The following is a 12,913-nucleotide window of genomic DNA, read 5'->3' as shown; positions in this document are numbered from 1 at the left end:
TGAGCGAAAAAAGCCGGCCAGTGGCCGGCTTTTTTTATGCTCGATCGGCAGTCAGACCTGCAATCGGGTGCTGGTCAGCAACTGCTCATAGATGAAGCACTGGAGCAAGGTCAGCTCGCGTTCGCCCAGCGCGTCGAAGGCGACGCCAAATGCCGGAAACTCGTCATCCTCCGATGCGGACGGCGCGCTGCGCACCCAGCCATCGACAATGACTTCGGCGTCGAGCGACGCCGTACGCAGCTGGAAGCTCAAACGCACCTTGCGGCCCACCGGCGGCGCCGGGTGCGAGGTCTGCACCAGCGCTCCACCGGTGCTCAGATCGGACAGCAGGCCAAGCCGCGCCAGGCCGCTGGCGACATGGGTATCCACATCGGTATCGACCAAGTCCGGTGCGACTTCCATCGACGGCGCACCCACCTCCCCCACGCCGTTTTCCACCAGATACGCGGCCAGCCGTGTCGGCACGCGCGCGGCGCTGCGCACCGGCATCTGCTCGGTCTGCGCCGGCGCGGACAGCACCAGGTAGCGGAACGGGCTGCGGCACACGGCCGTGATCGTTGACGTGAAACTGTGGATCGCCTGCCCCGAGAAGCCGCGCAGCAGCACGGTCTCGCCGGCCTGCACGGCCAGATCCCGGCCGCCAAGCGTCGGCCAGGTCACGAACAGGCCCTGATCGATGAAGCCGATCAGGCGGCTGGCGGCGGCGCGCGAGGCGTCGCCGGGCGTCTTCACATGCAGCAGCGTGCCCACCTGCAATCCGAGCGGGCCGGCGGCGAGCCGTGCCAGGCCGGTGCCATCGGCTTCGTTGCCGGCTTCCGGCATGTCGTCGGGACGGCAGACCGTGCCGTGGCGGAAGACGAGCGCAAGGTCACGCGCGTCCGGAATAACGCTGCCGCTGCCGAGCACGAGGTTGCCTTCGCCGTCATGTAGCGACCAGGGCAATGGCTGGCCGACGGGCAGGTCTTGCGGAGAAAGTTGGATCATGGCCTGAGTCTCCACGATGTAATCAGTCACTATCGACCGCCGGCCGCCAAGCTTGACCCCTCCTCCGGGGCAGAAAGTGTAAAACTCGCGCAAACCCGGCTTGACGCTGGGCGGCGGACCCGCCAGAATCGGCCGGATCGATGAAAGCTGTCAGACAGCCTGACACCTTCTACGCCCACCCCCCATTCCAATGGACCCCCTGTCCCGCCCCGCCTCGCTTGCCAGTCGCCTCGCCCAGACGCTGCGCGATGACATCGCCGCCGGCCGCTTCGCCGCTGGCGCGCGCCTGCCCGCCGAATCGGCGCTGGCCGATAACTTCGAAGTGAGCCGGCCCATCGTCCGCGAGGCCATCGCGCTGTTGAAGGCAGATGGCGTAGTCGTCACGCGCAAGGGCTCCGGCGCCTATGTATCCGAAACGCCGGGCGGCCAGGTCTGGCGCGTGGCGAGCCAGCCTGATGGGGGTCCGACACTGGCGCAGTTGTTCGAGCTGCGCCGCGTGGTGGAGACCGCCTGCGCCGAGATGGCGGCCATGCGCCGCACCGCTGCCGACCTCGCCGCCATCCGGGGCGCGCTGGCCGCGATGGCCGCCCATGCCACCGATTTCCCGAGCGCAGCGGCGGCTGACATCGCCTTCCATCACGCCATCGCCCACGCCACGCACAATCCCTGCTTCACCGGCCTGACCGATTTCGTGAGCCAGCAGTTGCTCGTGGCGCGCCAGCATGCGTGGGAGAACAGCGCGAGGCTTACCGCCACCCAGGGCACGCCGCGTGCCGCCGATGCCGAGCATGCCGCGCTGGTCGAAGCCATCGCCGCCGGCGACCCGGCCGCCGCGCGCGCCGCGGCCCGTGCGCACCTGACGGCCGCTGCCGCCCGCATGGGCTTGGCCTGAAATTCGAAGATTTCCAAGACATTCCGAGACAAGACACCAAGGAGAGCCCCAGATGGAACAAGTAGATTGCGTCGTGATCGGCGCTGGCGTGGTCGGGCTGGCCGTGGCCCGCGCGCTGGCGCTGCAGGGCCGCGAAGTCATCATCCTCGAGGCCGAAAACGCGTTCGGCACCATCACCAGCGCGCGCAACAGCGAGGTGATCCATGCCGGCATCTACTATCCGAAAGGCTCGCTCAAGGCGGAACTGTGCGTGCGCGGCAAGGCGATGCTGTACGACTACTGCGCCTCCCACCACGTGCCGCACCAGCGCTGCGGCAAGCTGATCGTGGCGACGAGCGCCGCGCAGGTGGCCACGCTCGAGGGCATCCGCGCCAAGGCCGAGGCCAACGGCGTGCACGACATGCAACTGCTGAGCCGCGACGCGGCGCGCGCGCTGGAGCCTCAGCTCGAATGCCATGCCGCGCTGCTCTCGCCCTCCACCGGCATCATCGACAGCCATGGCCTGATGACCGCGCTGCTGGGCGATGCCGAGAACGCCGGCGCGATGCTGGCCGTGCAGTCATCGGTCCGCACGGGCGCGGTGACGGCTGAAGGTATCCGGCTGGAGGTAGAAGCGGAGGACGGCGCGACCACGCTGCTAGCACGCACCGTGATCAATTCGGCCGGCCTGACCGCGCCGGACCTGGCGCGACGCATCGACGGCATCCCGGCCGAACACATCCCGCAGCAGTACTACGCCAAGGGCTGCTACTTCACGCTGGCAGGACGCGCGCCGTTCTCGCGGCTGATCTATCCCGTGCCGGAGGCGGCCGGGCTGGGCGTGCACCTGACGCTGGATCTGGGCGGGCAGGCGCGCTTTGGCCCCAATGTGCGCTGGATCGACGAGATCGAATACAGCGTGCCGCCGCACGATGCCGACAGTTTCTATGACGAGGTGCGCCGCTACTGGCCCGGGCTGGCCGATGGCGCGCTGCAACCGGGCTACGCCGGCATTCGCCCGAAAATCAGCGGCCCGACCGAGGTGGCGGCCGATTTCCGCATCGACGGCCCGGCCACGCATGGTGTGCCGGGACTGGTGAACCTGTTCGGGATCGAATCACCGGGGCTGACCTCGTCGATGGCGATTGCCGAGCGGGTCACGCAGTTGCTGGCCTGAAAGTTCGGGCGGACGCGGGCCGGCTCAGGCTGGCGCCCGCTCGCCGCGAAAACTCAGCGCGGCGCAGCAGGCCCCGGCCAACGCCGCCGCTGCGGCCAGCCCGAAGGTGTGCGATGGCGTCAGCGTCTTCCAGGTCCAGCCCATCGCCAATCCGCCCAATGTGCCGCCCACGCCATACGATATGCCGGTGTAGAGCGCCTGCCCCCGCCCCTGCAGCGGGCCGGCGAACCAGTGCTGGAGCCGCTTGAGGCTGGCGCTGTGGTGCGCGGCGAAGGTCGCGGCGTGGAGCACCTGCACGACGGCCATCAGCCACACATACTGACCGAAGTAGCCGGTCATGCCGAAGCGAATCGCCGCCAGCACGAAGGTGCCGGCCAGGATCGTCCGCAGCGCCAGCCGCGCGAACAGCCGGCCCTGGTAGAAGAAGAACACGATCTCCGCGACCACGCCGATGGTCCACATCGCGCCGATGGCGAGCTTGCTGTAGCCCAGCTGCTCCAGATAGAGCGAATAGAAGACGTAGAGCGCTGCGTGCGCGAACATCATCAGGAAGGCCGAGGCAAGGAACCACGCCACATCCGGCCGCCGCAGCAGAGGCAGCGCGGGCGGCGGTCGCACACGGGGGCCCTCGTCGGGCGCGTCGCGCATGCCCATGACCACAATGGCGAACAGCGCCAGCGTAGCGCTGGCGAGCCACGGGAAAGCGACCATGCCGAAGTGCTCGAACAACGCGCCGCCAGCCAGCACCGCGCCGATGAACCCGACCGAGCCGAACATCCGCACGCGGCCGTAGCGGTGGTCGAAGGCGCCATGACGGCGCAGCGTGGAAATGGTCAGCGCATCGCCCAGCGGCGACATCGCGCTGGTGATCAGGTTGAGCCCGATCATCATCGCCATCATGCCGCCATAGCTGTGCACGCCGGGCACCATCAGGAAGGCCAGGAGCGCTGACACAGCGGCCAGCCGCAGCAGGCGCACGCGCGTATGGAGGACATCGGACAGCCAGCCCCAGAGGTAGGGGCCGACGATGCGGCTCAACTGGAAGCACGCCATCAGCACGCCGATCTGCACCGGCGAGAAGCCACGGTCCGAGAAGAACAGGCTGACGTACGGCGAGATGACGCCTACATAGGCGTAGTAGCCGAGATAGAACAGCCCAAAGCGGAAATAGGTGGCCGGGTCGATCGAACCCGGCACGAAGGCGCGCTCCGGGGCGGCGTCAGCCGGGGCGCGGCCCAAGTCAGGACTTGTCGGGGGTCGGCAGGTGTGCCGCGATACGCGGCGTCTCCACGCGCACATCGCCGCACTGGGCGCGGTGGCGCAGCGCGTGATCCATCAGCACCAGCGCGAGCATCGCCTCGGCGATCGGCGTGGCGCGGATGCCCACGCACGGATCATGACGACCAAACGTTTCCACAGTCGCCTGTTGGCCGGCCTTGTCGATCGACTCGCGCGGCGTGCGGATGCTCGACGTCGGCTTGATGGCCAGGGACACGGTGATGTCCTGCCCGGTGGAGATGCCGCCGAGCATGCCGCCCGAATTGTTCGACCGGAAGCCCTCGCCGGTCAGTTCGTCGCCATGAACACTCCCGCGCTGGGCCACGCTGGCGAAGCCGGCGCCGATCTCGACGCCCTTGACCGCGTTGATGCCCATCATCGCGTGGGCGATGTCCGCGTCGAGCTTGTCGAATAGCGGCTCGCCCAGACCAACCGGCACGCCGCTGGCCACCACCTCGATACGCGCGCCGACCGAGTCACCGTCGCGGCGCAGGGCATCCATATAGGTTTCGAGTTCCGGCACGATGTCCGCATTGGGCGAGAAGAACGGGTTCTCGGGCACGTGCTTCCAGTCCTGGAACGGCACTTCCACCTCACCAAGCTGGGACATGTAGCCATGGATCTCGGTGCCGTACTGTTCGCGCAGCCATTTCTTGGCCACGGCGGCGGCCGCCACCACGGGGGCAGTCAGCCGCGCCGACGAACGGCCACCGCCACGATAGTCGCGGATGCCGTACTTGTGCCAGTAGGTGTAGTCGGCGTGGCCCGGCCGGAAGGTCTCGACGATATTGCCGTAGTCCTTGCTGCGCTGGTCGGTGTTGCGGATCAGCAGGCAGATCGGGGTGCCCGTGGTCTTGCCCTCGAACACGCCGGACAGGATTTCCACCTGATCGGCCTCCTGGCGCTGCGTCACGTGGCGCGAGGTGCCGGGCTTGCGGCGGTCCAGGTCGCCCTGGATATCGGCTTCCGTCAGGGCAAGGCCCGGCGGGCAGCCGTCGACCACCGCGCCAATCGCGGGCCCGTGCGATTCGCCGAACGTGGTGACTGTGAAGAGCAGGCCGAGGGTATTGCCGGACATGATGGAAACCGCGCTGGAATTGGGGACGGCCTACATTGTAAGGCCATTGGCGGCCACTGTCGGCGCCGCCGGGGATTCGGACATGGGCGCGAACACCCCGCTGCCGACGAAATCGGGATAGAAACGCGCCCGCATCCGTGCCAGATAGGCGGTCAGATTGGCGTGCGCCGACGCCGCCGTACGGATTGGCGTCTCGAACACGGGGCTGAGCAGGCTGGCGCTGAACGCGAACAAGGTGGCGTCGGCGCCGCATGGCGCATCGCCCAGCAGGTAGGGCTTGTCGCCAAGGATGTTGGCGATGGCCGTCACGCCGTGGATTGCCATGGCGTCAGCCTCCTCGTCCGAATGCCGGCCGAGGCCCTGCGCCCAGAGCATCTGGCGTACGCGCCGCTTGACCAGCGTGGTCACGATCCCGCGCACCGGTGCCGGCACGCGCTGGAAGAACTGGGCCGGGCCGCGCTCGAAATTGGCGTCATCGAGCCAGCGCACGCGGGCCACGGCCCAGTAGAGGTTGTCTTCCATCAGCTTTTCCACGGCCCAGGCCACCCCGCGCTCGGCCTCGGACAGCCCCGCGTCGAAGTCCACGTGATAGGTCTTCTCGATATGCCAGCGGATCATCGTCGAATCCGCGACGATGCGCCCCATGTCGTCGAGGTAAGGCAGCTTGCCCTTGGGCGCGCGGCGCAGGTTGCCCGGCATGGTGCGGTACGGCAGCCCTGCCAGCTTCAGCAGCAGTTCGGCCTTCATGACGAACGGGCTGGCGTCGGGCAGGCCAAAGGCAGGGCCGAAGGTATAGAGCGTGATCATTGTCGTTGGGCTCGTCGTATCGTCGTGTCGTCGTATTGCGCCTATTTCCAGTCGCCCCGCAAGGCCAGCACCATCTGCTGGAGCCCTTCCGCCGATGCGGCCTCGGGCGCCACGGGTTCCCCCACCACGAGTTCGAGCCGGCTCAGGATGCCGCGCCGGAACGGGCGCGACATGGCCACTCCGCCCTTGCGAGAGAAAAAGCTGCCCCACAGCCCGCGCAGCGCCATCGGCACCACGGGCACCGGCGTGCGGCGGATGATCTGCTGCACACCGCCCTTGAACGGGTTGATGTCGCCGGTAGCCGTGATCTTGCCTTCGGGGAAGATGCAGACGAGGTCGCCGTCCTCAAGTGCGGCGGCCACGGCGTCGTAGGCGCGCTCGAGCATCCTGGGGTCCTCGTGCGCTGGCGCGATCGGAATCGCCTTGGCCTGCCGGAAGAACCACGACAGCAGCGGCACCTTGAAGATCCGGTGATCCATCACAAAGCGCACCGGGCGCGGGCTGGCCGCCATCAGCACCACGGCGTCGGCAAAGCTCACGTGGTTGCAGACAAGCACGGCGGGGCCGTGCTCGGGAATCCGGTCGGCGTTGATCCGGCGCAGCCGGTAGATGGTGTGGACCAGAATCCAGGCGATGAAGCGCAGCAGGAACTCGGGCACCAGCGTATAGATATAGATGGCCACCACGGCATTGAGCAGCCCCACCACCAGGAACAGCTGCGGGATGCTGTAGCCGGCCAGCGCCATGCCCACGCCGAGCAGCGACGCGGCGATCATGAAGAAGCTGTTCAGGATGTTGTTCGCCGCGATGATCCGCGCCCGGTGCGTAGGCAAGCAGCGGCTCTGGATCAGCGCATACAGGGGCACGCTATAGAAGCCGCCGAACATGGCCAGCAGGAACAGGTCCACCAGCACGCGCCAATGGCGCGTATCGTCCAGGAAACCGCCGATGCCGCTCAGCGTGGCGCCGGCCGACTGGCCGTTACTGGCCAGGTACAGGTCCACGGCGAACACGGTCATGCCGATGGAGCCGAACGGCACGAGGCCGATCTCCACGGTGCGGCCGGACAGCCGCTCGCACAGCAGGGAGCCGATGCCGATGCCGATCGAGAACATCGCCAGCAGCAGCGTAACCACGTTCTGGTCTCCGCCGAGCACGTCGCGGGCGAAGCTGAAAAAGGCGGTCAGGAAGGTGGCGCCGAGGAACCAGAGCCAGGAAATGCCGAGCAGGCTCAGGAATACCGTGCGCCGCTCGCGCGCAAGCATCAGGTTGCGCCACGTCTCGGTCAGCGGGTTCCAGTTGATGCGCAGGTCCGGCTGGGGCGGCGGCGAAACCGGCACGCCCTGCGACACCACCCGCCCCGCTACGGCGATCACCACGCAGGCGATGCCCACGTAGAGCGGCCCCACCACGGCGCCGCCGCGCATCACACCGGCCAACTCCCCGCCGATCAGCGTGCCGATCAGGATGGCGACGAAGGTACCCATCTCCACCAGTCCGTTGCCGCCCACCAGTTCCTGCTGGTCCAGGTGCTGCGGCAGGTACGCGAACTTCACCGGGCCGAACAGCGTGGAATGCAGGCCCATCAGGAATGTACCGAAGTACAACAGCGGCGCGCTGTGCCAGGCAAAGCCGGCCAGCCCCAGCACCATGATGGCGATCTCGAGCGACTTCACGAGCCGGATCAGCCGCGATTTCTCGATCTTGTCGGCAATCTGGCCGCTGGTGGCGGAAAACAGGACGAAGGGTGCGATAAAGATGGCCGAGATCAGGAACGCCGCGCTGCGCGCATCGACGCCGTCGAACAGGGCCGTGTGATAGGTCACCAGCGAGGTGAAGGCGACCTTGAAGACATTGTCGTTCATGGCCCCGAGAAACTGGGTCCAGAAGAACGGCGCGAAACGGCGTTCGCGCAACAGGCGAAACTGACTGTGCTGGCTTGGCTGGCTGTGTTGGCTCATGCAGACGGAAGCGGGCGGAGGCCGCTCGGCGGACTTCATGGACCCCGGACCCGCCGGGGCATCAGTTCGCCGCCATCATGCCAACAGTCTGGAGTGCAGGCAATAAAACTTCTGTTAAATCGCCGCCGGGCCCGCCAGCCCGGGCCAGACCGCGTTCAGTCGGTCTTTTCCTCGGGCCAGTCGCGGATATAGGCCTTGAGCATGCGGTTCTCGAAGCCCTGCTCCTCCACCACCGCCTTGGCCACGTCGTAGAACGAGATCACGCCCATCAGCGTGCGGTTGTCGAGCACCGGCAGGTAGCGGGTGTGGCGCTCCAGCATCATGCGGCGCACCTCGTTGACGTCCGTTTCCGGCGTGCAGGTCAGCGGCGCGTCGTCCATGACCTTGCGGATGCTGTGCGTGCCGAGCGTGCCGTGGTTGGCCGCCAGCGTCTCGATCAGCTCCCGGAACGTCAGCATGCCGACCAGATCGCCATATTCCATGACCACCAGCGAGCCGATGTCGTGCTCGGCCATGGTGTTGATGGCCACCAGCAGGGACGCATCCGGCGTGACGGTGTAGAGCGTATTGCCCTTGATCTGCAGGATGTCGCTGACTTTCATGGTGGTGTCTCCGCTGCCCGGTGTCGAGGCTGGTTCTGGTCTGTGGCCAGAGTTGGCCGATGCGGCGATCCTACCCAAACCGCCGTCTCTCGTAAAGGCGGCAAGTCTCAGCCAGTCTCAATGCGTTTTCAGAATCCTCCCCATTGCCAGGGCGGCGCACGGTGCTACGATGCCGGACGGAGACAACCTGCCGCCTACAACAGCCACTACAAGCGAACTCACCATGTCCGGTACCCGATTCGACACGCTGGCCCTGCACGCCGGCGCCGCCCCGGACCCCACCACCGGGGCCCGCGCCACACCGATCCACCTGACCACCTCCTTCGTGTTCCGGGACAGCGAGCATGCCGCGTCGCTGTTCAATATGGAACGCGCCGGGCACGTGTATTCCCGCATCAGCAACCCCACGGTGGCGGTGTTCGAGGAGCGCGTGGCGGCCCTGGAGAACGGCGCCGGGGCCATCGCCACGGCATCCGGCCAGGCCGCGCTGCACCTGGCCGTGGCCACGCTGATGGGGGCCGGCTCCCATATCGTGGCATCCACGGCGCTCTATGGCGGCTCGCACAATCTGTTGCACTACACGCTGCGCCGCTTCGGCATCGAGACCACCTTCGTCAATCCGCGCGACATGGACGCCTGGCGCGCCGCCATCCGCCCCGAGACGCGGCTGCTGTTCGGCGAGACGCTGGGCAATCCGGGCCTCGACGTGCTCGACATCGAAACCGTGGCGCAGATCGGCCAGGACCACAAGATCCCGCTGCTGGTCGACTCCACGTTCACCACGCCCTACCTGCTGCGCCCGTTCGACCATGGCGCCGGCTTGCTGTACCACTCGGCCACCAAGTTCCTGGGCGGGCATGGCACGACGATCGGCGGCGTGCTGTCCGAGGGCGGCACGTTCGATTTCGAGGCTTCGGGGCGTTTTCCCGAGCTGTCGGAGCCCTATCCGGGCTTCCACAACATGGTGTTTACCGAGGAAAGCACCGTGGCGCCGTTCCTGCTGCGCGCCCGGCGCGAGGGCCTGCGCGACTTCGGTGCCTGCATGAACCCGATGGCGGCGTGGCAGCTGCTCCAGGGCATCGAGACGCTGCCGCTGCGCATGAGCCGGCACGTGGACAACACCCGCCGCGTGGTGCAGTTCCTGGCCGGGCACGCGATGGTCGAGTCGGTGGCCTACCCGGAACTGGAATCCCACCCCGACCACGCACTGGCCAAGCGGCTGCTGCCGCGCGGCTGCGGGGCAGTGTTCAGCTTCAACCTCAAGGCGAACCGCGCGGCCGGGCAGCGCTTTATCGAGAGCCTCTCGCTGTTCTCGCACCTTGCCAACGTCGGGGATGCGCGCTCGCTGGTAATCCATCCCGCCTCCACGACCCACTTCCGCATGGATGCCGACGCCCTGCGCGCGGCCGGCATCGGCGAGGGCACGATCCGGCTGTCGATCGGACTCGAGGACCCGGATGACCTGATCGACGACCTGAAGCGCGGCCTGAAGGCCGCCGAGAAAGCCATGGGAGGAAAAGCCTGATGGAACTGACCGTCTCGGGCCATCCGGCCTATGCCTACACCGGCGGCAAGCCGTTCGATCCCGCCCTGCCCTGCGCCGTGTTCGTGCACGGCGCGCAGAACGACCACAGCGTCTGGGGGCTCCAGACGCGCTGGTTCGCCAGCCATGGCTTTGGCGTGCTGGCGGTGGACCTGCCCGGCCACAACCGCAGTCAGGGCGCCCCGCTGACCCGCGTGGAAGACATGGCCGACTGGGTCATGGCGCTGGTGGCGGCAGCCGGCGTCAAGGCGCCGGCCCTGGTCTTCGGCCACAGCATGGGATCACTGATCGCCCTGGAGTGCGCCGCACGTCACCCGGAAGCCGTCCGCGCCATCGGGCTGCTGGCCACGGCCTATCCGATGAAGGTGTCCGATGCCCTGCTCGACGCCGCGCTCCACCGCGAGGACGAGGCCATCGCCATGGTCAACCAGTGGTCGATCTCGAGCCTCGCCAGCAAGCCGTCGTCGCCCGGGCCCGGCGCCTGGATGCATGGCGGCAGCCAGCGGCTGATGGAGCGCGTGGCGGCGCGCAACCCGGGCGCGCACGTGTTCCACACCGATTTTTCGGCCTGCAACGGCTACGCGCATGGCGAGGAAGCGGCTGCCGCCGTGACCTGCCCGGCGGTATTCGTGATGGGGTCGAAGGACATGATGACGTCGCCGAAGGCTGCCCAGGCGCTGGCCGGCCGGATGCGCAGCGCCACCGTGGTCACGGTGCCAAGCGGTCACGCGATGATGGGCGAGAAGCCGGACGAGGTGCTCGATACGCTGGCCGCCTTCGCGCGCAAGGTTGTGGCGAGCACCTAGACTGGAACCATAACAACACCGATGCCGGAGACGACCATGGCGCAAACCCACAGCCGCGAATTCGAGAGCTTTGCCGCGTTCTATCCGTATTACCTGAACGAGCACCGGGACCGTACCTGCCGCCGCCTCCATTTCGTGGGGTCGACGGTGGCGCTGGCCTGTCTGGTGGCGCTGGTGGTCACCGGCAACGCGTGGTGGCTGCTGGGTGCCGTGGTGTCCGGCTATGCGTTTGCCTGGGTGGGCCACTTCGGGTTCGAGAAGAACCGGCCCGCCACGTTCCGGCACCCGTTCTACAGCCTGATGGGCGACTGGGTCATGTACGCGGACATCCTGCGCGGTCGGATTCCGTTCTAGCTGGAATCCGACCTAGCAGCTGGCTCAGACCTGCCCGTGCCAGCCGGGCGGCACCACCTCGAGCGTGCGGCGCTGCGGGCCGCCCCCCTCCTCTCCGGTATCGCCAGTGCCGCCACTGGCCTCCGCCGCCTCGTTGGCGGCTGGCGTCAGCAACTGCTGGCGGAACACGGCTTCGAGCGGTTGGTCCAGTTGGGGGTTGTCGAGCATCGAACGGAGCAGGTCCACGCCTTGCAACTGGTGCGCCAGCGCCGTGCGCGGCAGGCGCGCGAGGTTCAGCACAAGGCGGTCGTACAGCGTGCGCAGCGTCACCTGGGATGGGTCGCAAAGCATCGCCCAGTGCGCCTGCCCGCGGTCTTGCTGGAGCTTGCCCACGAGGTGCAGGGTCTTGAGCTTGCCGAGCAGGCTGGCCAGGTAGTCGGCCTCCATCCGCAGCTTGCGCCCCATGTCGAGTTCGCCCACGCTGCGCGGCACTTCGTCGCGGGCGCGGTAGAGCAGCAGCAGGATGCCCAGCGCATCGAAGAACTCGCTGCCGGCGAAGGTGCGGCGGCGCCAGTGGCCTTCCCGGATCACGGGCAGGTTGGCGGCGATGGTCGCCCCGAGCAGCGTGACCAGCCAGCTCACGTACATCCACAGCAGGAACAGCGGCAGGACCGCGAAGGTGCCGTAGACCGCCGTGTAGGTCGGAATATGGGTGATGAAGTAGCCGAACACGCGCTTGGCCACCTCGAAGGCCACGGCGGCCACCACACCGGCCACGATGGCATCGCGCCAGTCCACATAGGCGTACGGCACGGCCATATAGAGGAAGGCGAAGGCCAGCGCCGAGAGCATCACCGGCACGGTGCTGACCATCAGCCCCATGCCCATCGGCATGGAGCCGACGTAGCCCATCGACACCGAAATCAGGTAGGAGCTGACCGAGAGGCTGGCGCCGATCAGCACCGGGCCCAGCGTCAGCACGGCCCAGAACACCAGCACCCGTTGCGCCAGCGGCCGGCGCCGCTTGACGCGCCAGATAGCGTTCAGCGCATCCTCCACGGTCAGCATCGTCAGCACCGACGTCACCATCAGGCCAGCCAGGCCCAGCGCGGTCAGCCCGCGCGCGCTCTTGGAGAACTGGCCGAGGTAGCGCGAGACCGAATCGCTGACATTGCCGCCCGGAATCAGGTTCTGGAACAGGAAGGTCTCGATCTGGCCCCGGAAGTCCCGGAACACCGGAAACGCGGCCAGCAGCGCGAACGCCACGGTCAGCACCGGCACCACGGCCAGCACGGTGGTGAAGGTCAGGCTGGCGGACACCTGGGGCAGGCGGTCCTCGCCGGCGCGGCGCAAGGCGTAGCGCGCGAGCGCGCGCACCTTCTGCAAATTCCACTCCCTGCGCAGGCGGGCGATACGTGCGGCGGTCATGCGGGGGCTAGCTCCTGAGTCTTATAGCGGGGCACAACTATAATA

12 protein-coding genes are annotated in these 12,913 nt (G+C 67.5%); 5 read left to right on the top strand and 7 right to left on the bottom strand.

Going from position 1 to position 12,913, the window contains the following annotated elements; genetic code table 11:
* Nucleotides 1-51 precede the first annotated feature (51 nt).
* Nucleotides 52-984: a flagellar brake protein gene (locus BM115_RS08895; RefSeq protein WP_092292772.1), complete on the bottom strand. Its 933-nt coding sequence runs from the start codon at nt 982-984 to the stop codon at nt 52-54.
* A 190-nt stretch (nt 985-1,174) separates the two neighbouring features.
* Here BM115_RS08895 and BM115_RS08890 point away from each other — a divergent pair, with 190 nt between their 5' ends.
* Nucleotides 1,175-1,876, top strand: coding sequence for a FadR/GntR family transcriptional regulator (locus tag BM115_RS08890; protein ID WP_092292770.1), 702 nt, complete (start codon nt 1,175-1,177; stop codon nt 1,874-1,876).
* Nucleotides 1,877-1,928: 52 nt separating this feature from the next.
* Nucleotides 1,929-3,032, top strand: coding sequence for an NAD(P)/FAD-dependent oxidoreductase (locus BM115_RS08885; RefSeq protein ID WP_092292768.1), 1,104 nt, complete (start codon nt 1,929-1,931; stop codon nt 3,030-3,032).
* A gap of 24 nt (nt 3,033-3,056) precedes the next feature.
* Here BM115_RS08885 and BM115_RS08880 read toward each other — a convergent pair whose 3' ends face one another.
* The 5 genes from BM115_RS08880 to BM115_RS08860 form a co-directional block, all read right to left on the bottom strand.
* Nucleotides 3,057-4,271 carry an MFS transporter gene (locus tag BM115_RS08880; protein ID WP_255370745.1) on the bottom strand — a complete coding sequence of 405 codons (1,215 nt, stop codon included), beginning with the start codon at nt 4,269-4,271 and terminating at the stop codon, nt 3,057-3,059.
* Nucleotide 4,272: 1 nt separating this feature from the next.
* Entirely contained in the window at nt 4,273-5,388 is a 1,116-nt protein-coding gene (gene aroC, locus BM115_RS08875) for a chorismate synthase (RefSeq protein WP_092292764.1), read from the bottom strand.
* Between the two features lie 30 nt (nt 5,389-5,418).
* Complete coding sequence (locus tag BM115_RS08870; RefSeq protein ID WP_092292762.1) at nt 5,419-6,195, bottom strand: glutathione S-transferase family protein; 777 nt, start codon at nt 6,193-6,195, stop codon at nt 5,419-5,421.
* 41 nt (nt 6,196-6,236) lie between these two features.
* A complete protein-coding gene (locus BM115_RS08865) occupies nt 6,237-8,156 on the bottom strand; it encodes an MFS transporter (protein WP_092292760.1) in 1,920 nt (639 codons plus the stop codon).
* A gap of 155 nt (nt 8,157-8,311) precedes the next feature.
* Nucleotides 8,312-8,758: a CBS domain-containing protein gene (locus tag BM115_RS08860; RefSeq protein WP_092292758.1), complete on the bottom strand. Its 447-nt coding sequence runs from the start codon at nt 8,756-8,758 to the stop codon at nt 8,312-8,314.
* Between the two features lie 223 nt (nt 8,759-8,981).
* On the opposite strand from BM115_RS08860, the gene BM115_RS08855 reads away from it, so the two are divergent.
* From BM115_RS08855 to BM115_RS08845, 3 genes are read left to right on the top strand one after another with little or no spacing between them, the layout of a single operon-like run.
* The gene (locus BM115_RS08855) at nt 8,982-10,283 is read left to right on the top strand and encodes an O-acetylhomoserine aminocarboxypropyltransferase (RefSeq protein WP_092292756.1); all 1,302 of its coding nucleotides are present in this window, start codon (nt 8,982-8,984) and stop codon (nt 10,281-10,283) included.
* Nucleotides 10,283-11,107 (top strand): alpha/beta fold hydrolase, encoded by an 825-nt coding sequence (locus BM115_RS08850; protein WP_092292754.1) that lies wholly within the window; start codon nt 10,283-10,285, stop codon nt 11,105-11,107. The genes BM115_RS08855 and BM115_RS08850 overlap by 1 nt, the downstream gene beginning before the upstream one ends.
* Nucleotides 11,108-11,143: 36 nt before the next feature.
* Nucleotides 11,144-11,461, top strand: coding sequence for an Mpo1-like protein (locus tag BM115_RS08845; protein ID WP_092292752.1), 318 nt, complete (start codon nt 11,144-11,146; stop codon nt 11,459-11,461).
* A gap of 24 nt (nt 11,462-11,485) precedes the next feature.
* On the opposite strand, the gene BM115_RS08840 is transcribed toward BM115_RS08845, so the two are convergent.
* Complete coding sequence (locus BM115_RS08840) at nt 11,486-12,868, bottom strand: YihY family inner membrane protein (RefSeq protein WP_092292750.1); 1,383 nt, start codon at nt 12,866-12,868, stop codon at nt 11,486-11,488.
* Between the last annotated feature and the right edge of the window lie 45 nt (nt 12,869-12,913).

It is taken from the genome of Cupriavidus sp. OV096 (assembly GCF_900115455.1).
Lineage (GTDB): Bacteria > Pseudomonadota > Gammaproteobacteria > Burkholderiales > Burkholderiaceae > Cupriavidus.
This window is presented reverse-complemented; position numbering and strand designations above follow the sequence as displayed.